This is a genomic window from Mucilaginibacter aureus, assembly GCF_053514885.1.
Genome location: NZ_CP170601.1, coordinates 3,306,449 through 3,326,810, shown reverse-complemented (window position 1 = coordinate 3,326,810; position 20,362 = coordinate 3,306,449). Strand labels below are relative to the sequence as shown.

22 protein-coding genes are annotated in these 20,362 nt (G+C 43.4%); 17 read left to right on the top strand and 5 right to left on the bottom strand.

All coding sequences use genetic code 11. The features are described 5' to 3' along the window. The first annotated feature begins 338 nt into the window (after nt 1-338). The 5 genes from ACFGVR_RS14285 to mnmD all read left to right on the top strand — a co-directional run bounded on the left by ACFGVR_RS14285 (nt 339) and on the right by mnmD (nt 5,860). Entirely contained in the window at nt 339-2,399 is a 2,061-nt protein-coding gene (locus ACFGVR_RS14285; protein ID WP_448697987.1) for a M13 family metallopeptidase, read from the top strand. Nucleotides 2,400-2,505: 106 nt separating this feature from the next. Beyond that, entirely contained in the window at nt 2,506-2,958 is a 453-nt protein-coding gene (locus ACFGVR_RS14280) for a hypothetical protein (RefSeq protein ID WP_448697986.1), read from the top strand. A 65-nt stretch (nt 2,959-3,023) separates the two neighbouring features. Further along, the gene (locus ACFGVR_RS14275) at nt 3,024-3,488 is read left to right on the top strand and encodes a DUF6265 family protein (protein WP_448697985.1); all 465 of its coding nucleotides are present in this window, start codon (nt 3,024-3,026) and stop codon (nt 3,486-3,488) included. Between the two features lie 304 nt (nt 3,489-3,792). Continuing rightward, nucleotides 3,793-5,124 (top strand): rhodanese-like domain-containing protein, encoded by a 1,332-nt coding sequence (locus ACFGVR_RS14270; protein ID WP_448697984.1) that lies wholly within the window; start codon nt 3,793-3,795, stop codon nt 5,122-5,124. 55 nt (nt 5,125-5,179) lie between these two features. Next, complete coding sequence (mnmD, locus tag ACFGVR_RS14265; RefSeq protein WP_448697983.1) at nt 5,180-5,860, top strand: tRNA (5-methylaminomethyl-2-thiouridine)(34)-methyltransferase MnmD; 681 nt, start codon at nt 5,180-5,182, stop codon at nt 5,858-5,860. On the opposite strand, the gene ACFGVR_RS14260 is transcribed toward mnmD, so the two are convergent. Next, nucleotides 5,852-6,595, bottom strand: a complete 744-nt coding sequence (locus ACFGVR_RS14260; protein WP_448697982.1) for an ankyrin repeat domain-containing protein — start codon at nt 6,593-6,595, stop codon at nt 5,852-5,854. The genes mnmD and ACFGVR_RS14260 overlap by 9 nt on opposite strands. A gap of 120 nt (nt 6,596-6,715) precedes the next feature. On the opposite strand from ACFGVR_RS14260, the gene mazG reads away from it, so the two are divergent. From mazG to ACFGVR_RS14230, 6 genes are all read left to right on the top strand, one after another. After that, nucleotides 6,716-7,519, top strand: coding sequence for a nucleoside triphosphate pyrophosphohydrolase (mazG, locus tag ACFGVR_RS14255; protein ID WP_448697981.1), 804 nt, complete (start codon nt 6,716-6,718; stop codon nt 7,517-7,519). Nucleotides 7,520-7,669: 150 nt separating this feature from the next. After that, on the top strand, nt 7,670-8,029 hold the full coding sequence (locus tag ACFGVR_RS14250; protein WP_448697980.1) for a hypothetical protein: 360 nt from the start codon (nt 7,670-7,672) through the stop codon (nt 8,027-8,029). Between the two features lie 70 nt (nt 8,030-8,099). Then, nucleotides 8,100-8,534: a hypothetical protein gene (locus tag ACFGVR_RS14245; protein ID WP_448697979.1), complete on the top strand. Its 435-nt coding sequence runs from the start codon at nt 8,100-8,102 to the stop codon at nt 8,532-8,534. Between the two features lie 8 nt (nt 8,535-8,542). Beyond that, nucleotides 8,543-9,076, top strand: coding sequence for an RNA polymerase sigma factor (locus ACFGVR_RS14240; RefSeq protein ID WP_448697978.1), 534 nt, complete (start codon nt 8,543-8,545; stop codon nt 9,074-9,076). After that, nucleotides 9,076-10,443: a hypothetical protein gene (locus ACFGVR_RS14235; protein WP_448697977.1), complete on the top strand. Its 1,368-nt coding sequence runs from the start codon at nt 9,076-9,078 to the stop codon at nt 10,441-10,443. Before ACFGVR_RS14240 ends, ACFGVR_RS14235 begins: the two co-directional genes overlap by 1 nt. Further along, a complete protein-coding gene (locus ACFGVR_RS14230; protein ID WP_448697976.1) occupies nt 10,440-11,147 on the top strand; it encodes a hypothetical protein in 708 nt (235 codons plus the stop codon). The genes ACFGVR_RS14235 and ACFGVR_RS14230 overlap by 4 nt, the downstream gene beginning before the upstream one ends. Here the strand turns inward: ACFGVR_RS14230 and ACFGVR_RS14225 are convergent. Further along, nucleotides 11,140-12,291 (bottom strand): ABC transporter permease, encoded by a 1,152-nt coding sequence (locus ACFGVR_RS14225; protein WP_448697975.1) that lies wholly within the window; start codon nt 12,289-12,291, stop codon nt 11,140-11,142. The genes ACFGVR_RS14230 and ACFGVR_RS14225 overlap by 8 nt on opposite strands. On the opposite strand from ACFGVR_RS14225, the gene ACFGVR_RS14220 reads away from it, so the two are divergent. The 3 genes from ACFGVR_RS14220 to fmt all read left to right on the top strand — a co-directional run bounded on the left by ACFGVR_RS14220 (nt 12,284) and on the right by fmt (nt 14,709). Beyond that, nucleotides 12,284-12,445, top strand: coding sequence for a hypothetical protein (locus tag ACFGVR_RS14220; protein WP_448697974.1), 162 nt, complete (start codon nt 12,284-12,286; stop codon nt 12,443-12,445). The two genes, ACFGVR_RS14225 and ACFGVR_RS14220, sit on opposite strands and share 8 nt — an antisense overlap. Before the next feature lie 29 nt (nt 12,446-12,474). Further along, nucleotides 12,475-13,716, top strand: a complete 1,242-nt coding sequence (locus ACFGVR_RS14215; RefSeq protein ID WP_448697973.1) for an exo-beta-N-acetylmuramidase NamZ family protein — start codon at nt 12,475-12,477, stop codon at nt 13,714-13,716. Between the two features lie 75 nt (nt 13,717-13,791). Then, a complete protein-coding gene (gene fmt, locus ACFGVR_RS14210; protein ID WP_448697972.1) occupies nt 13,792-14,709 on the top strand; it encodes a methionyl-tRNA formyltransferase in 918 nt (305 codons plus the stop codon). Between the two features lie 136 nt (nt 14,710-14,845). Here fmt and ACFGVR_RS14205 read toward each other — a convergent pair whose 3' ends face one another. Both ACFGVR_RS14205 and ACFGVR_RS14200 read right to left on the bottom strand, forming a co-directional pair. Continuing rightward, a complete protein-coding gene (locus tag ACFGVR_RS14205; protein ID WP_448697971.1) occupies nt 14,846-15,682 on the bottom strand; it encodes an aminotransferase class IV in 837 nt (278 codons plus the stop codon). Between the two features lie 21 nt (nt 15,683-15,703). Next, a complete protein-coding gene (locus tag ACFGVR_RS14200) occupies nt 15,704-16,747 on the bottom strand; it encodes an RluA family pseudouridine synthase (protein ID WP_448697969.1) in 1,044 nt (347 codons plus the stop codon). 144 nt (nt 16,748-16,891) lie between these two features. On the opposite strand from ACFGVR_RS14200, the gene ACFGVR_RS14195 reads away from it, so the two are divergent. From ACFGVR_RS14195 to ACFGVR_RS14185, 3 genes are all read left to right on the top strand, one after another. Continuing rightward, entirely contained in the window at nt 16,892-17,797 is a 906-nt protein-coding gene (locus tag ACFGVR_RS14195) for a 1-aminocyclopropane-1-carboxylate deaminase/D-cysteine desulfhydrase (RefSeq protein WP_448697968.1), read from the top strand. Between the two features lie 142 nt (nt 17,798-17,939). Then, the gene (gene lat / locus ACFGVR_RS14190; protein WP_448697966.1) at nt 17,940-19,271 is read left to right on the top strand and encodes an L-lysine 6-transaminase; all 1,332 of its coding nucleotides are present in this window, start codon (nt 17,940-17,942) and stop codon (nt 19,269-19,271) included. A gap of 210 nt (nt 19,272-19,481) precedes the next feature. Further along, nucleotides 19,482-19,928 (top strand): hypothetical protein, encoded by a 447-nt coding sequence (locus tag ACFGVR_RS14185; RefSeq protein ID WP_448697964.1) that lies wholly within the window; start codon nt 19,482-19,484, stop codon nt 19,926-19,928. A gap of 72 nt (nt 19,929-20,000) precedes the next feature. Here ACFGVR_RS14185 and ACFGVR_RS14180 read toward each other — a convergent pair whose 3' ends face one another. After that, a complete protein-coding gene (locus tag ACFGVR_RS14180) occupies nt 20,001-20,342 on the bottom strand; it encodes a helix-turn-helix domain-containing protein (protein WP_448697963.1) in 342 nt (113 codons plus the stop codon). Nucleotides 20,343-20,362 lie beyond the last annotated feature (20 nt).

Below are 20,362 nucleotides of genomic sequence, written 5' to 3'. Positions count from 1 at the left end.
GCTGTTATCATTACCTTTTACTGCTATCAACTATGATCCGTGAACTATAAGCCAATCCTATAACCTATGGTAATAAGCTATCAATAATAATAAAACACGGACTATTTAATTTTCAATTCAAAATTATTATAATTGCGACTGCTGCAATATTTATATCAAGCGTTAGTTTATAAAACTGAAATAACATTTGGCAAATGAAGATTCTGCAATTGTTTAAATTACCCGGCACAGTAGTTTACAGGCTAAGGCCCTCGTCCATTGTTAAATGGTTTAACAGGTAAACAGGTAATTTAAAAACCAAAAGATTTGTACTTTCAAATTCTCTTTTAATTAAAAATATGAAAATAAAGTTAGCAAGTTTAGTGCTTACAGGCGCCGTTTGCCTGTCGGTTAATGTGTTTGCCACTGGCGGCGACAAAGGTAAAAACCCACCGCCGCCTGATAAAAAGTATATCGATCCGGCCAATATGGACCTGTCGGTAAAACCGGGCGACGATTTTTTTGAATACGCCAACGGCGCATGGATAAAAAAGAACACCATACCTGCCGATAAAACCAGCTGGGGTAGTTTTATTATGCTGCGCGATGAGAATAATCAAAACCTCATCAGCCTTTTAAAAGAAGTTAGCGCATCGGGCGCACAGCCTAAAGGCAGCTTGAAACAACGTGTTGGCGATATGTTTGCCAGTGGTATGGATACTGTAGCTATAGAAAAACAAGGCTACAACCCTATTAAAGGCGACCTACAACGTATTGACAAAGTAAGCACACAACAACAGGTGTTGGATGAGATGATCACCGAACGCCTGACCGGTGATGGCAGCGCTTTATTTGGCGTTGGTGTTGGCCAGGATTCAAAGCATCCTAACGTAAATATTGTATCGTTCAGGCAAGGCGGCACTACCCTTCCCGACCGTGATTATTATTTATTAGATAATCCGCGTAACGCTAAAATACAGGCCGCTTATAAAAAGTATATTACTACGCTGTTTACCTTAACAGGATCGTCGGCTGATGAAGCTGAGAAAAACGCAAACACTATTTACAACCTTGAAAAAACTATTGCAGGCTTTCAAAAAAGCCGCATTGAAATGCGCGACCCTAACGCCAGCTATAACAAGTTTGCCTTAGCCGATTTTAGCAAAACCACGCCTAACCTTAACTGGACAGTGATATTGCCAAAATTAAAAATGCCGGGACAGGATACCGTTATTGTAGCCCAGCCTGCATTTTTTAAAGCTGCTGATGGCCTGTTAACATCGGTACCGGTTGCCGACTGGAAAGTTTACCTGAAATGGCAGATCTTAAAAGGCTCGGCCAATTATTTAAGTTCTGATTTTGTAAAAGCAAGCTTTGCTTATGGCAGTGTGTTAACCGGCCAAAAAGTACAAACTGCACGTATTGAAAGGATATCGGGCCTGGTTGATGGTTCGTTAGGCGAATTATTGGGACAGCTTTACGTTGAAAAATACTTTACTCCGGCTGCTAAAGCATACATGGTTAACCTGGTAAATAACCTTAAAATTACTTTAGGCGACCGCATTAAGCGTGTTGACTGGATGAGCGACGAAACTAAAGCCCGTGCGCTTAAAAAATTAGCCGCCTTTACGGTAAAAATTGGTTACCCTGATAAATGGCAGGACTATAACGGTATAGTAATTGACCGTGGCGATTATTACGGAAACCTGAAACGTATTTCGATATGGAGATATAACTACAACGTAAGCCAGTTAGGCAAACCGGTTGATAAAACCCGTTGGGGAATGACCCCGCCTACCGTTAATGCTTACTACAGCCCGGTAGCTAACGAAATTGTTTTCCCGGCTGGTATATTGCGTTTCCCTTTCTTTGATTTTGGTGCTGATGATGCCGTAAACTATGGCGGTATCGGCGTGGTTATCGGCCACGAAATGACCCACGGTTTTGACGATCAGGGCCGCCAGTATGATGGCGACGGTACCCTGCGCGACTGGTGGACCAAGGATGATGCGGCTAACTTTACCTCACGTGCCAATAAAGTAGTTGAAGAATTTAACGGTTTTATACCGGTTGATACCATGCACATTAAAGGTAAGTTAACCTTAGGCGAAAACCTTGCCGACTTAGGCGGTATTAACGTGGCTTACGAAGCTTACAAAAAAACCAAACAAGGCCAGGGTAACGCTAAAATTGATGGCTTTACCGGCGATCAGCGCTTCTTCCTGTCGTTCGCGCAGGTATGGCGTGGCGCTATGCGTCCGGAGGCACTGGCACAACAGTTAATGACCGACCCGCACTCGCCCGGTAAATACCGTACTGATGGCACCGTGGTAAACATTGATGCGTGGTATACTGCATTTGATGTAAAACCTGGCGACAAAATGTACAAAGCACCTGCAGACAGGATCAAGATCTGGTAACTCTTTGGTTACTGACTTATTAGGTTATTGAGTTATTTTAAAGCCCTTTGCAATTTGCAGAGGGCTTTTTGTTTCAATTTTGTAATTTACCCTCAAATACTAAAAAATGAAACTTGCCGATTTTTTGATGCTGATTGGTTTTAAAAAGAAAGATAAACGATCACGCTTGCTTGCCGGGATCAAAAAAGCGGGTTATCCAGGCAAAGAAGTATTTGTTAGTGTAGAAGATTTTTTTGATGGTAATACTGATGATGGATCAATAGGGGCTAATATCTATCCTAACCCGCCATCATTACAAAAATTCAGAGACATTTTAACCGACATTAAAAACGCTGACAAAACAAATACGCTTTTAATAAGAATAGCAGACACTGAAGACAACGATTGGTTTTATACCGATATGGTATTTATTAACGGGGACTATACTTTAAGCGCCATAAAAAAGCTGTTTAAAGTTTTAAAACCATCCGAAGTATACGAAGGGCTGATGTATAATGAGAAGCCGAACAATATCCCACATCAAAGCAGTGGTAAAAATTACAGCATTTGGTGGGATTGACCTATACTTTGCTATAGCTTGTGAGTACCTTTTGCTTATATTTATTTAACCAACCCAACCTCATCATGAAAAAGTATACCCTATTAGCCGCTCTGTCTATCTGCTGCGTTGCATACGCGCAATCGCCGGGCATTAAGGTATTGTATCCGCTTAGCGGGAGATGGGAAATGCAAACTAAAAAAGGCATTTTCGGCGAAAGCTGGAAAAAGGTTAGTGCAGATGAACTGCAAAGTACAGGTTACTCAATTAAAGGCAAGGATACTACCTGGTTGGAAAAAGTGCAATTGATCAAAAAGCCGGACGGTATTTATTATATCCCGACAGTAAAAGATGAGAACGGCGGCAAGGCTGTGCCTTTTAAACTGATCAGTTCGGTAAATAACGAGTTTATATTCAGCAACCCGCAGCACGATTTCCCGCAAAGGGTGATTTACCATTTAGTGAAACCCGACTCGCTGCATGCCTGGATTGACGGCCAATACAAAGGCAAATATGTTAAGCAGGATTTTTATTATCACAGGGTGAAGTAGCAAGAAGCTTGATTTTATGCGTTTTTTTATGTATTTTTACTATTAAACGCGAAGTTTTGATCGGGCTGATTTATTAACATAGCTGCGAATATTTCTTACTTTATCCCCCCTGATTTCAATGATTGAAGGATTGAGTTATTGAATAATTGATTGTATTATCTTAGGGAAAAATCAACAATCGATGATTCAATAACTAATAAAAACACCCATAAATACCCATGTGTTTGAGACACTGAAATTGGGAGGTAAAATTCGAAATTGAAAATTCGAAATCCGAAATCAGAAAACTTATCTTTGCGGCTTCATGATCATTCATCAATTTTACGATAAAGGACTGGCACATGCTTCGTATGGCATTATCAGCCAGGGAAAAATGGCAATTGTTGACCCGGCGCGCGACCCGCAGCCTTATTATGACCTGGCCACCGAGCATGGCGTACAGATCATAGCCGTTATTGAAACACACCCGCATGCTGATTTTATTAGTTCGCACCTGGAGATACACCGGCAAACGGGGGCCAGCATCTACGTAAGTAAACTGGTTGACGCCGATTACCCGCATTGCGGTTTTGATGATGGCGACAGTATTGAACTGGGCGACCTGACGCTGAAAGCAATGAACACGCCGGGCCACTCACCCGACTCGATCTGTGTGATCGTAGAGGATGAATTTAACGTACAAAAAGCCGTTTTTACCGGCGATACCTTATTTGTTGGCGATGTTGGCCGCCCCGACCTGCGCGAAAGCGCGGGCAATATAACCGCTCAAAAAGAAGAGCTGGCCAAACAGATGTACCACAGCACCCGCGATAAGTTGATGAAGCTGCCCGAAGATGTGGTGGTATACCCGGCGCATGGGCCCGGCTCGCTTTGCGGCAAAAATTTAAGTCCGGAATTACAGAGTACCATTGGCAACGAACTGCGCAACAACTACGCCCTGCAATTAATGAGCGAGCTGCAGTTTGTAAAAACCCTAACCGAAGACCAACCGTTTGTGCCCCGCTATTTTGGCTTTGATGTTGACCTGAACAAAAAAGGCGCGCCATCGCTGGCCGAAAGCCTGGATAAAATACCTGTGTTAGAGCATACCCAACCCGATGCGGGGGTACTGGTAATTGATACGCGCCCCAAAGTGCAATACGTGAGCGGGCACTTAAAAAACGCGCTTAACATACAGGATGGCGGTAAATTTGAAACCTGGCTGGGAGCAATAGTGAACCCAGGCGAACCATTTTACCTGGTTGCCGAAAATAAGCACAACGCTGCAACCATCCTAAATAAAACGGCCAAAATAGGCTATGAATTACAAGTAAAGGCAGTTTTAATAAACCCGGCTGGCGGGGATGCGCAATCGGCTCAGGGCGACCTGGATCATTTTGTTGGGCATACCGAAGATTACCAGATAGTTGATGTACGCAACTATAACGAGGTTGCCGATAAACCTGTTTTTACCAACGCGCTGAATATCCCGCTACCCGAATTACGCGAACGGCTTAACGAACTGCCAACAGACAAACCGATCATGGTGCACTGCGCCGGCGGGACAAGATCGGCGGCAGCCAGCAGTATTATTGCAACAGCCGTGAAAGATGTTCCGGTTTATGATCTGGGGGAAGCGATTAAAGCCTATAGTTAATAGATCATGGTTCATAGCCGATACCTATTTAACATGATCCCATGAACTATCAACCATGAACTATGAACTTACAATAGTAGAAACCGCAGATGGTTCTAAAACCATCTATAACCCGCAGGTTGGCGAAAACTATCATTCGCGGAATGGCGCCCTGCAGGAAAGCGAGCATGTGTTTTTGAATGCAGGGTTAAAGTATTTCCTTTCACATAATCCGGGTAATTCAGTTTCGATATTGGAAGTTGGCTTTGGTACAGGTTTAAATTTTTTGCTTAGCGCGGATTGGTGCACCGGGCAAAACATCGGGCTTGATTATGCGGGCATTGAGGCTTATCCGCTTAGTGAGGATATGATCAGTCAAACCGGATATGACGCTTATGTATCGGCTGAATTATGGCAGGCTTTTACGCAGCAATACCCGTTATCGTTATCCCGGTCGGTTCAGTTAAATGCTAACGTTAAGCTCCATACAGCTCCACTCCCGCTGCTTAGCTTTACATCGCAACAGTTGTTTGATGTGATCTATTTTGATGCCTTTGCATCGGCAAACCAGCCCGAAATGTGGAACGAAGAAGCCATTAGCCATACCACCAGCTTTTTAAAACCTGGCGGTGTATTTGTTACTTACGCCATTACCGGTAATTTGAAACGCATGGTTAAGTCATTAGGCTGTACAATAGAAAAAGTACCAGGCGCGGCCGGGAAAAGGGAAATGCTGCGGGCGACGAAGTCACTTTAAATAGGCATTGGGAACGTTTGTTGGTTTATAATCAATTCCGTACGCGTGCTTCATCAATAACGATACTGTTTCGGCTACAGTTTTTTCCTGGCGATGCATTTGCGGCAATGATCCCATCATGGCATAACTTATAGGGTTTATCGCAGGGATAAATGTTTCCCACTCGTAGCCTTTACCCCATATCAATCCTTTAACGGTGATATTTAAATCAGCTCCATTTTCCAACAGGAAATGGAGCATACCTGCAGAGTTATTGCCGTTTTGATTCACGGTATGAAAGATCGGGGTATGGCCGCCAAAACCATATTCGTCCAAACCAGACCTGGCATTTACATCGGCGCCGTACTTTACCAGCACTTTGGCGCAGGCTATACTGTTGTACTCGGCACAAAAGTGCAGCAAGGTTCCACCTTTTAAGGAGGTATAAGTGTTGTTAAAAACTGAACGGGTTTCTGATACTAAAGCCTGCTCATCTTTCAATAATTTCTCTAATTTATCGGCATCATCAGTTAATACAGCAAGCAGGGGTGCGTCGTCAAAGTTCAACCCATATTCAATAAATGCCTTTACACAATCGTGAAACTTTGGCGTGCGGGTATACATCTCCACCATCAAAGTAAATGCGGGCATACTGCTACCTATATCATTAGGGCTTCCGCCTTGTTCAAAGTACCGTTTTATTCCATCAACGGAATGCATTTCGATCGCGGTTGATAATTCTTGATAGCTTGGCATATCGCTTGTTCTATTCTTAAACGTTTCCGGATTTACAGTCTCAAATATAATATCTCAAATTGATACTTACCGCCTTTATTACTGCCCGCATAAATAGTATTTTTACGGCAAACATTAGCCATGCCATTAATACCTCCTGCATCAGCACAAACACCCGGAACCGCCTTTGAGCGGCTTGTTGCCATTATGAACGATTTGCGCGCCAATTGCCCATGGGATATGAAACAAACCATGGAAAGCCTGCGCCATTTGACCATTGAGGAAACCTACGAACTATCGGACTCGATATTAGAGGGCGATATGCCAGAGATCAAAAAAGAACTGGGTGATATTATGCTGCACCTGGTATTTTATGCTAAGATAGGCAGCGAAACCGGCGATTTTAACATTACCGATGTACTGAACGGCATCTGCGAAAAGCTGATACACCGCCACCCGCATATTTACAGCGATGTTGAAGTTAAAAACGAGGAGGACGTTAAACGCAACTGGGAGCAACTCAAACTTAAAGAAGGCAACAAATCGGTTTTGGCCGGTGTGCCGGGATCATTGCCGGCACTGGTGAAGGCATCGCGCATACAGGAGAAGGCACGCGGTGTGGGTTTTGACTGGGAAGAAAAAAGCCAGGTTTGGGATAAGGTGGAAGAAGAGATGCGCGAATTCAGGGATGAGTTTAATGCCGCCGGAACTGAAAAGATAGACCACGAAAAAGCCGAAGGCGAGTTTGGCGACCTGCTGTTCTCGCTCATCAACTATGCTCGTTTTATTGATATTAACCCTGAAAACGCGCTCGAAAAAACCAATAAAAAATTCATTAAACGCTTTCAACACCTCGAAAGCAAGGCCCAGCAAAGCGGCAAACAACTGCGTGATATGACACTTGCCGAAATGGATATCTTTTGGGAAGAAGCAAAAAAAGTTTGATGGTACTGTAGCATTTACCGTGCCGCCACACGTAATGGCTTATAAAACACGATAACCATGTTAGCCAAATCTATTAAAAACCTATTATGTTGTTTGGGTATTGTAACCGTAACTTTTACGGCATGCAAAAAAAACAATACCGATACTGTCATGTCATTTTCAGAGGGTGTTTATAACGGCAGGATGATCTCTACGTCGGTACAGGGTGGCAGCACTGTGCTGCCCGTTAATATCAGCTTTATTGGCGGTAAGTACAGTGCAAACAATGTGCCTGTCGAGCAGTTGCCCTATACCGATCCGATGCCTTTTACCGGAACTTACCAGTTGCAGACCGGTGGCACTGTATTGGCACTGACCAACACCAATACTCAGTTACAGCCTTTGCCGGTGATCAGTTTGCTAAGCGGGCAATTTACAATAGCATTTAAAACGGATAGCCTCATCTTAACACAAACCCTGCAGGACGGATCGTCAACCTATCAGTATCGGTTAAAAAGGCTCAATCGCTAAACCTGCCCAAAAAAAATTCAATATATTGTAGCGTAGGTTACCTACTTTGCGTATAGGCTAACAAAAACTGATGCAGAGCTTAATTACCAAATTGAAAACCGCTTGTCTTATAGTATTTACTGCAATATTGTTATTAACCGTTGCCTGTAAAAAATCTGCAAACACACCTGCGATATCCAATGGTACTTATTCGGGGCGGTTTATTTACTGGACCCAGGGTGTAGTTTATCTGCCTACACGGTCGGCAGTAACGTTAACGTTTAACGGCCAAAACTATAACTCAAGCAGCGGTACCAATCATTACCCGGCCGGTGGTTCGGGCAATTACAGCGTTGACAGCGACAGTAAAATCACTTTTCGCGATATTAATTATTGGACCGCCAATTTTGATGGTAATTTGATTTTAAACGGAGAATATGCTTATCATTATGAAGGCGACAGTTTAGTGATCAATAAAACTATAAACGGGCTGGCAAATTACGAATACCGGATAAAGAAGAACTAAAAATTTGAATGCATTTACCCAAGGGCATTACTGAACAAGAGCTCATTCAGCGATGCAAAAATGGCGATCTAAAACACCTGGAAATGTTGTACAAACATTTTTATGGCTATGCCATGGGTATTGCTTTGCGTTACAGTAACAACCGGGACGACGCTTTGGAGGTAGCTAACGACGCTTTTATCAAGGCATTTGGCGCGTTAAAAAATTACGATACTGATAAGTCTTTTAAAGCCTGGCTGCGCCGGATAATTGTGAACACCGCTATTGATAAACAACGGCGCGAACAAAAGCACCAGTCCGAAGAAATTGATAAAGCCGGGTACGTAGCAAGCACCCCGAACATTATTGAACAACTTAACGCAAATGATATATTAAAACTACTGGCCGTGTTACCGGTGATGCACCGTACAGTTTTTAACCTGTACGAGATAGATGGTTACAGCCATGATGAAATTGCTACCATGCTGAATATACCGGCAAGTTCATCGCGGGTGTATTTAACCAGGGCCAAAGAAAAAATGAGAGAGTTATTAAGCAAATAATGGAAGAGGATTTTGACAAACGCTTAACCAGCCACATGAAAGCGGTATTTGATGATACCGATAGCAGCGGCGCCGATGCCGGCTGGTTACTGCTACGCGAAAAATATCTGCCGAAGAACGACCGGAAACCCCTTGCATGGTTTTGGTGGTTAACGGCTATAATTATAATAAGTGGATTAGCCATATGGCAGGTTGAAAAGAAAACGGCAAATGATAAACCTATAAAAAGAGTGGCCAAATCTCATAACGACTCGGCGCAGAAACAGGGATTGCCGCAGCATGTTGACAGCAAAACCCCGGGCATTGTTAAAGCATCCACATTATCTGTAAACAACAATCCGGCAACGCAACCAGTTAAGAAAGAACCAAAGAGTGCTGTTATCCGTTCTTTACCACTTCGTAACAAAAGCGAATACAAGAGTTTGCATAAGCAATATCCCAATACACTTAAGTTTGATAAGCAAACTGCGCCAAAAACAAACATTATACCCGTTAACCAAAATACCTTATCGGGAAGTTCTGTTTTGGTCGATAATAGCGTTAAAGCGTTTGCCAACAGTAAAGTTGTTAGTGACTCAATCCCTGATCTAATCTTAAATACGTTACCGGATGGTATTGCCCATTTTTTAATAGACAGGGTAAAATTAGAATTTACGCAATTAGAACCGGGTAAACTCAAAGCGGCCAGCTCAGATACATCGGCGCAAAAAACCAAACCGGCACATGGCCAAAGGGTAATATGGGGCGTATTTGCTTCTGCTTTTTATAGCACAGCAACAGGCAGCGACCATGAATTTAATTTAGGTGCCGGCGGCACAGCAGATATCAGGCTTTCAGACCATTTTAGTTTTTCAACTGGTTTAGGTTTAATGCGCAGTTCGCTTAACTATAACATTGTGCCTGGGTCGGGCCGCAATGGTAATAATTTATATGCGAGCAGCGGTGCTGGCGGCGGCCAGGTTGTATTTCCACCGACGCAACTGTTCAATAATTATATAGCCAGAATATGGGCCATTGATGTTCCGCTGAATTTAAAATACAGTTTTGCAAAGCCTTATAATTTTATCGCGGCGGGCTTAAGCTCCAATGTTTATATAAGCGAGTATTATGATGGTGTGTATACTTATGTGCCAACTTCGGCGGGACTGGCTGATGTACATAACATAACCCAAAATCATTTTGGCCACACCGACCTGCTAAAAACGTTCAACCTGTCGTTCGGGCTTGGTTATCCTATCAGTAATAAATCAGTACTCATATTTGAGCCCTTTTTAAAAGCGCCGCTTGGTGGGCTGGGCTCACAACAATTGAAATACACGTTATTCGGTATTAATTTGAAACTTAATTTCCAATCGAAAGCAAAATGAAAAAAACGCTGCTTATTATTGTTTGTTTGCTTACTGTACAGGGTTTACAGGCGCAAAAGTTTGAATTTTCGGCGCACCTTAACTCGGGGTTATTTTACTATGCCGGCAGTTCGGCAAGAGATATCTCGTTCGTATGGGAGCAGGGTGAAGGTGCACACACTAACGACCAGTATGGAACCACCCCTACAATATCATACGGTTTTGCCGCGCAAGTGCAATATGTTACTAAATTCAATTTACTTGGGGGTATACAGATGGGCTATCAGCATTTGAGGAACCGCGTTGATCTGGTTCCACAGTATCTGCTTGGCGCCCCGCCCACTTCAAACTCACAAGTAAATAATGGCTACGCTATTTTTGACAGCCAAACCATTAATTACAACCCTTATATTGGTTACCGGTTAACCATAAAAAAAGTGGCCGTTGATATTGATGCGGGCCTTAATTTTGACAAAATTTTACACATGCACGAAAACGGGCGTACCCCATCAGCCTCCGGCTCTGATGTTACTACGGATATTGAGCGTTCGCACCCATCCAGCGATTTTGGTTACCGTTTTGAGTTAAAAGCAAATTACCTGCGTTATGGTATTACTGCGGGCTATGATTATGGGCTATCTAATTATTATTCGGGCTATGTGGGTGGACGACCGGAAGCTTATTCGCGCATGATAAGATTTGGTTTAAGTTACCGGATCATTTAAAGCGGATAGCCTTAACCGGCGATATCCGGGTAACCAGCATTGACGGGATGATCAATACCAAAACGCAAATAACCAGGGTACCGGCGTTAAGCAAAACCACATCGAGCCAATTGATGCTGATGGGCACGAATTTCATATAATACGACGCCTGATCGAGTTTAAATACATGCGTTTGATCCTGCAACACGCACACGCCTAAGCCCAGCACATTACCCAATATCATCCCCATGCCGATCAAATAAAAGGCATTGATCATAAAGATCTCCTGGATGGCAGTATTAGTAGCGCCCATGGCCTTTAGCATGCCTATCATACTGGTACGCTCCAATATCATGATCAGTAATGCCGATATCATATTAATGACCGCCACAGCCAGCATCAACACCAAAATAACCTGGGTGTTTACATCCAGCAGCTTAAGCCACTCAAAAATATTGGTGTAGCTTTCGGTTATGGTAAATGATTTAAGGAACGGCGGCAGCACATTATTTATTGAATCGGCAACCTGGTCAATACTACCAAAGTCGCGCGTGCGTACTTCGTACCCTCCTATCTGGTCTTTACCCCAATCGTTCAGGCGGCGTATCAGGGCAAGATCGCCGATAACGAATGCTTTATCAACCTCCTCAACCCCCAGATCAAATATACCCACTATCTTAAACGGGCGTTTTTTCAAAGGCTGCTGTATAAAGTACATTACAAACTTATCGCCCAGTTTAAGTTTAAGTCGGCTGGCAGTATACTGCGATATCAGTATCTCTTGTTTCGAGGCAGTGGTATCGGTAAAATCAATAACCCGGCCGGCAACCAGTGTTTGTTTTAAAAACGACCAGTCGTAAGTATGGTCGACACCCTTCATTACTATCGCCTCAATTTCGTCCTTAGCCTTGATGATGCCGTTTTTTGTAGCAACAGGCATAACGCGGGTAATTTGCTTATTAGCCGATAAAACCCGGATAAGCGTATCGTTAGCGGCAAAGGGCGTATTTTCGAACGAGGCGTTGAGGTCGATCTTGGCTATTTTGATATCGCCCGAAAAAGTTTCTATGCGGTTGCCTACTTCTTTTTTAAATCCTTTTACAATCGCTATCGAAAGGATCATCACACTCAAACCCAGCGTAATACCTATTATGGCAATGCGCACAATCAGTTTTGAAAATGTACGCTTTGAGCGGAATGAAATGCGGGAAGCTATAAATGAAGCGAAATTCAAAACAGCAGAAATTTTATTTTTGTACTTTAGCAAAGATGCAGAATTGATGGCGAATTTTGCAGCCCTTATTAATTTACTGAAGTGACACACTGCTAATTCATTATCAAAACACCTATGAGAAAAATATTTTCCCTTGTTTTCCTGTCTGCGTTTTCTGTTGTAGTATTCGCGCAAACAAGCGGCGTAACCTATTCGCGCGGCAGGGTACACAATAACATCAACAGCAATGTGGATAAACCCGCTTTTAATACCAATAAACCCATCTTAACCGGGGCCGACCGTACTGCTGCTTATATCAGCTATCTGAAAGGTAAAAATGTGGCAATGGTGATCAATCAATCCTCGGTAATAGGTAAAAAATCAACACCTACGCTTGATAGCCTGGTAGCATTGGGCATCAGCATCAAAAAGGTATTCGGACCCGAGCATGGTTTTCGCGGCAATGCCAGCGACGGCGCCAAAATTGACGATGCGGTTGATGAAAAAACCGGTGTGCCGGCCATATCGCTTTACGGCAAACACAACAAGCCAACCCCTGCCGAACTAAAGGGATTAGACGTGGTGATATTTGACATACAGGATGTTGGCGCACGCTATTATACCTATTTTGCCACCCTGCACCATGTAATGGAAGCTTGCGCCGAAAACAATGTGGAGGTAATGATACTGGACAGGCCAAACCCTAACGGATACTTTGTTGACGGCCCTGTGTTAGATACGGCTTTTAAATCGGGTGTCGGGATGCATCCGGTACCCATTGCCCACGGCATGACACCTGCTGAATATGCGCAAATGATCAATGGCGAAGGCTGGCTTAAAAACCATATAAAATGCAAACTCCATATTGTTAAAATGGAAAACTATGCGCATGGGCGGTTTTACACCCTTCCTATCCACCCGTCGCCAAACCTGAGCACGCAGCAAAGCGTAATGCTGTACCCAAGCATTTGTTTGTTTGAGGGTACAACGCTGAGCCTGGGCCGCGGTACACCTTTCCCTTTTCAGGTTATTGGCAGCCCGCTGTTAAAAGATAAATTCAAGTTTTCATTCACGCCGGTAAGCATTCCGGGCGTGAGCGATAACCCGCCGCAAAAAGGCAATTTATGCTATGGCATTGATTTGCAGCACTACAAAGCCGAAGAAGGTAAAATAAACCTGAAATGGGTAATAGACCTGTATAAAGTCTTCCCTGATAAAGAACACTTTTTTACGGCTTATTTTACCAAACTGGCCGGTACCGACCAGCTGCGTAAGCAAATTGAGGCCGGTAAAAGCGAAGAAGAGATACGCCTGAGCTGGGAACCGGAATTGAGCAGGTATAAAATAATGAGGAAGAAATATTTGTTGTACCAATAACGTTGTGAGTTGCCGGTTGCGGGTTATGAGTTAAAACACACAACTGACAACACATAACACACAACTAAAAACAAAATGAGAATCGTATTTATGGGTACCCCCGAATTTGCCGTGGCATCGCTGGATGCGCTGGTAAAGGCTGGGTTTGATATAGTAGGCGTAATAACAGCTCCGGATAAACCATCCGGACGCGGATTGAAAATGAGTGAATCGGCGGTAAAGCAATACGCCGTAGCGCACAACTTAAAGGTATTGCAGCCGGAGAAACTGAGAAACCCTGGGTTTTTGGATGAACTGCGCAGCCTGAAAGCCGATCTGCAGGTAGTGGTGGCTTTCCGGATGCTGCCTGAGGTAGTATGGGACATGCCGCCCAAAGGAACCATTAACCTGCATGCTTCGCTCCTGCCCGATTACCGTGGTGCCGCGCCTATTAACTGGGCGGTAATAAACGGCGAAACCGTGAGCGGTGTGAGTACTTTTTTGCTGAAGCAGGAAATTGATACCGGCGATGTACTGTTTACCGAAAGTGTGGATATAGCCGAAGACGATACCGCCGGCAACCTGCACGATAAACTAATGGAAATTGGCGCCGGCCTGCTGGTTAAAACCGTTAAAGCTGTTGAAACAGGTGATTATGTTGAAAAACCACAGGAGGAAATAGCCACAGGTACCGAGCCCAAACATGCACCCAAACTGTTTAAAGAAGATTGTTTGATCGACTTTAACCACCCGGTTGAAGTGGTTTATAACCGTATACGCGGTCTGAGTCCGTTCCCTACTGCCTATACTACGTTTAACGATAAGATATTTAAAATATACACGGCGCAAAAGCAGGATGGAGAACCCGGCATACAGCCCGGCGGCTTTTTAACCGATCAGAAAACATATTTAAAATTTGCCTGTCTTGATGGCTTTATCGCCGTTACCGACGTACAGCTGGAAGGTAAAAAACGGATGGGTATTGAAGAGTTTTTGAGGGGAGTGAAGCTGTGATTTAGAAAAGTCATGCCGAACTTGTTTCGGCATCCCATCATAAAAGCTACGACATGCTATACTTTAAACGATGAGATCACTTTTTGATACTTGTCCTGTGGGATCCCGAAACAAGTTCGGAATGACGGTTGGGTTATCAAACCTTATTTAACTCCTCTATCAGCACCTTACTGGTTTCGTTAAAATAGCGTTTGCCGGCAAAGCCCATTACCCACTGTATGCCACGGCTGGCGTTGGTTAAAAATACTTCTTCGGCTTCGTTTAGTATGGCCGGGTCTATCTGCGCTTCGGTTACAGGCATGCCTGCGGCCGCAGCAATATCCATTACCACCTGGCGCATTACGCCGCCAATACAACCTTCGCTTAGCGCAGGTGTGTAGATCTGGTTTTGATATACCACAAACACATTGGCACTGATAGCCTCGCACAGGTAGCCATTTTGGTTTAATATAAAGGCATCATCAAGGCGGTTTTGATTCTTAAAAATACCTGCCATTACATACACCAGCGAGTTGCAGGTTTTATAGTTGGATATGCTGTTTACCGGTTTGGGTAGCTCATTATACATATCCATGATGAGGCCCTTGGTATTTAAAAAATACCTGGGTTCATCAACCGGCTGTATCTCGATGCAATAACCCATTTTATTTTGCGTGGGCGAATAAAAACCCTCGGCATCCCGGTAAACGGTTAAGCGTAAGCGGCCATGTTTAATTTTATTGCGGGCGGCCAGTTCTTCGCATTTTTCTTTTAAAAACCAGCTATCCATTTGCGAGTAACCGTCGATATGCAACGCCTTCATCCCCTTTTGCAGGCGATCAGCATGCATATCCACAAACTTGAGCTTGCCTTTCATTAACCGCATACTCTCAAACAATCCATCACCATACTTAAAACCACGGTTGCCTGCCGTGAGCAGCCGGCTATTGGCTGGCACTAACTCGCCGTTAAAATTGATATAGGTAGGTGTCATGTAAGTATCTGTAACAAAAATTTAACTGTTTTGCTCTGCTGTTGCCGACATATATTTGCGCCATTTGGCTAATACCGATTCAAAATCCTGTGGCAAAGGCGCTTCAAAATGTAAACGTTTGCGCTGCGTTGGATGCACAAAGCCCAAAGTTTGCGCATGCAGGGCCTGGCGCGGCATCAGCTCAAAGCAATTTTCAACAAACTGCTTGTATTTGCTAAACAGCGTACCTTTTAAAATATGATCGCCGCCATACGTGGCATCGCTAAACAGCGGGTGACCTATGTGTTTCATATGCGCACGGATCTGGTGGGTGCGGCCTGTTTCCAACTCGCATTCTATCAGTGTAACGTAATTCATACGCTCCAGCACTTTATAATGCGTTACGCTCCATTTTCCCTTTTCGGGATCGTCGTAAATGCTCATTACCCGGCGGTCCTTAATGCTGCGGCCAATATAACCCGTTACCGTGCCGTCGGTTTCCAAGTCACCCCAAACCAGGGCAATGTATTTGCGGGTTATAGTATGCTCATAAAACTGCCGGGCAAGCCAGGTCATGGCGCGCTCGTTCTTGCTGATGAGCAATAGCCCCGAGGTATCTTTATCTATGCGGTGCACCAAACCCGGCCGCCCATCATTTCCAGGCAAGGTAGGCAACTGCTGAAAATGGAAAACCAAGGCGTTTACGAGCGTACCGGTATAATTGTTATAGCCCGGGTGCACAACCATACCGGCAGGTTTGTTTACCACCAGTACATCGTCATCCTCATAAACAATATTGATCGGGATATCTTCGGGGTAAACTTCGGTATCGCGCGGCGGGTGGGGTAATACCACCGAGATCACATCGAGCGGTTTTACCTTATAGCTCGGTTTAATAACCTTTTCGTTCACCAGCACGTTGCCCAGGTCGATAGCATTTTGAATACGGTTACGCGATGCATTTTCGATACGGTGCATCAAAAATTTATCAATACGTAATAAACTCTGGCCCTTATCTACAACCACACGTAAGTGCTCGTAAAGGTCCTGTTCTTCGGTTTCAAATGCTTCGGGCTCGTGGCTCATTGCCGCAAAATTACTTGTTTTTTTATGGGTATCTAATTTTGTAAAATAAATGTACTTTTAAAGTGTTACTAAACAGGTAAAAAATATTTATACATCGCAATAGCGCACCTATAACTACTCTTAAAGTGGAATTTATATCGTTTAATGAAACCCATCAGCCTCGACATATTTAGCCCGGTTACGCCAATTACACACCCGCTGCTTGCCGAAAAACAAGTGAGCCTGTATATTAAACGCGATGACCTGATCCACCCTATTATTTCGGGTAATAAATGGCGCAAGCTTAAATATGTGTTGCAAAAAGCCCGGGCCGAAAATAAAAATCACCTGGTTACCTTTGGCGGCGCCTATTCAAACCACCTGCTGGCTACCGCCGTTGCATCGGCCTTATTTGGTTTTAAAGCAACGGGTTTTGTGCGCGGCGAAGAAGTTGATAACGATCATTTGTTTTTATGCCGCCTTTACGGGATGAAACTGTTATTTGTGGGCCGTGAGGCTTATCGCGATAAGCTAAACCTATTTGAAGAACATTTCGGTACCGATAGCAATGCCTTTTTTATAGATGAAGGAGGAGCTTCCGCGGAAGCGGCAAAAGGTTGCAGCGAACTGGTTAGTGAGTTAACAGATGCTTACGATGACCTGTTTTGCGCCTGCGGCACAGGCACTACGGCAGCAGGTATTATTAACGGGATAACTGAGCAGCAACTGGCAACGCAATTTCATGCTGTACCTGTTTTTAAAAATGGCGGCTTTATAGCCGATGAAATTTCCGGATATCTTTTGAAGCCGGTGCCCTATCAACTTCATCTGGATTATCACTTCGGCGGTTACGCCAAAACCACACCCCAACTGATCAGCTTTATTGAAGAGTTTATTTCACATACGGGGATACTCATCGACCCGGTGTATACGGGCAAAATGCTGTATGCCATTTTTGATCTGGCTGGTCAAAATAAGTTTGCGCCAGGCAGCAAAATATTGGCCGTACACACTGGCGGAACCTGGGGATTATTGGGCATGAAAGAGCGGTTTTCTACCCTATCAAAATAATAATTCCACCATACTTTTTTTAAGCGGGGTTCAAAAACATACTTTAGATTGTTTAAACCTATTTTTTGAACAGCGAGTTCAAAAACCTTTAAATTTTGACTGGTTAAGGCTTTTTTGTAAATTTGAAACAAACAAACAGCCTATGTACAACTCTTCTATACCAGTAACCGATGTTCATTCCATTTTGAGAAAACATATTTTGGCCGATGGTTTCGACCTGGTTTTTGATATGGAAAAAAGTAATGGTGTTTATATTTACGATGCTAAGTATAACCGCACCTTGCTCGACTTTTTTACCTGCTTCGCATCGGTACCGCTGGGCTATAATCACCCCAAAATGGTGGGCGACGAAGAGTTTAAAAAGAGCCTCATGCTGGCTGCACTTACCAACCCTTCAAACTCGGATATTTACACTACCCAGTATGCAGCCTTTGTTGAAATGTTTGACAAAGTGGGCATACCCGATTATCTGCCGCACGCCTTTTTTATTTCGGGCGGCACGCTGGCCATTGAGAATGCTTTAAAGGTAGCCATGGACTGGAAAGTGCAAAAAAACTTTGCTAAGGGCCGCACTACCGAAAAAGGTTTTAAGGTGATCCATTTTGAGCATGCTTTTCATGGCCGTAGCGGGTATACCATGAGCCTGACCAATACCAGTCCCGAAAAAACAAAATGGTACGCGCAATTTGATTGGCCCCGCATTACTACCCCGGTTATTCAATTCCCGGAAACGGAAGAAAACAAGGCCGACCTGCTGCACCGCGAGGCACACTCGATAGAACAAATCAAAGCTGCCTTTGCCAATAACCCGGATGATATCTGCGCGATCATTATCGAGCCGATACAATCGGAAGGTGGTGATAACCACGTACGCCAAGAGTTTTTGGAGCAACTGCGCCTGCTGGCTGATGAGAATGATGCCATGCTGATATACGATGAGATACAAACAGGCGTTGGTATAACCGGTAAGTTTTGGTGTCACGAACATTTTGGCGACAAGGCCCGGCCGGATATTTTGGCATTTGGTAAAAAAATGCAGATATGCGGCATTTTAGCAGGTAAAAAGGTTGATGAGGTACCTGGCAACGTATTTAATGTACCATCGCGCATTAACTCAACCTGGGGCGGCAGCCTGGTAGATATGGTACGCTCTACCAAGATACTCGAGATCATTAATGAGGATGATCTTTGTGATAACGCGGCGCAAACCGGCGCCTACCTGCAGCATGAATTGTTAAAAATTTCGCAACAGTATGATGTGATCGGTAACGTGCGCGGCAGAGGGTTATTAACATCCTTCGATTTTAAAAATCGTGAAAACCGCGACACTTTTATCAAAAAAGGAATGGAACAAAACGTGATGTTTTTAGGCTGCGGAAATCAAACTATACGCTTCAGGCCTGCTTTAACGATGAATAAAGCCCATATTGATGAGGGCCTTAGTATAGCTGTAAAACTGTTAAGCAAATTTTAGTATGAGTTAAAATATTATTGAAAATTTTCAATAACAAAAATGTTATTAATTTTTTTACAAATAATAAACACTTTTTGCCGTATAAAACGTTGTTTATTAGTATAATTGAACCAAATAAGCAATCTATTTCCCCAAATTATACGTAGATTACTAAAGTTAATTATAATATTGAAACACAAAGCCCTAACATTCAATGACTTACTAATTATCATGAGCAAACACACCGAAAAACTGAGAAAACAACTTCTTGAGATATCCGAAGTTGTAAATGCGTTCAAGTCCGAAGCAGTACAAGTTAAGATCATCGATAGGCTGCTTGACAGCATTATAGATGGCGACAGGCACGAATTTGATGGCGACACGCTAAAACTGCAAGACCGCAGAGGCAGGAAAGATTATGGAGATTCTGGCACCGATAGCAGGATCAGAGGACGTAAAAAACCTGGTGCTACTAAAATTTTGAACCAGATCATTCACACTGATTTTTTTGACGAGCCAAGGTCGATCTCTACTATCGCCCAATACTGCAAAGATCAGTATGACTCTGATTTCAAAACATCAGAATTATCGGGGATTTTATTAAAACTCGCGAATGAGAACAAACTTAGACGCGAAAGAAATAATGAAAACAACCGTTTTGACTACGTAAAAGCGTAAACAGATCAAAACAAAGAAAGCCGGTAATATTTCCTCATATTACCGGCTTTTTTATGTTATAAAATTAGCCTGTTAAGCGGTAACTTTATTTAAACGCAATTCTTCATAAAGCTCGATTACTTTTTTCTGAAGGTCAATCACTTCCGCTTCACGGTCGCTTAATTTTTTGCTGATGGAATCTAATTCCGAATTGTACTTTTGTTCTTGTTCAGCGTCGTTAAAAGTTAACAGCTGTACAACACTCATCTCAAACAAAATCGAAATTTGTTCAAGCCGCGATAAGTTAATGTCGGTAATACCTGTCTCAATTTTTGAGAATGCAGGGATAGAAATGTCTAAACGTTTCGCAACGTCTTCCTGGCTCCAACCTCTTTGATGACGTAACAGGCGGATTTTTTTTCCAAGTGTCTTCATGTTGTTTAAATAATTAGGAT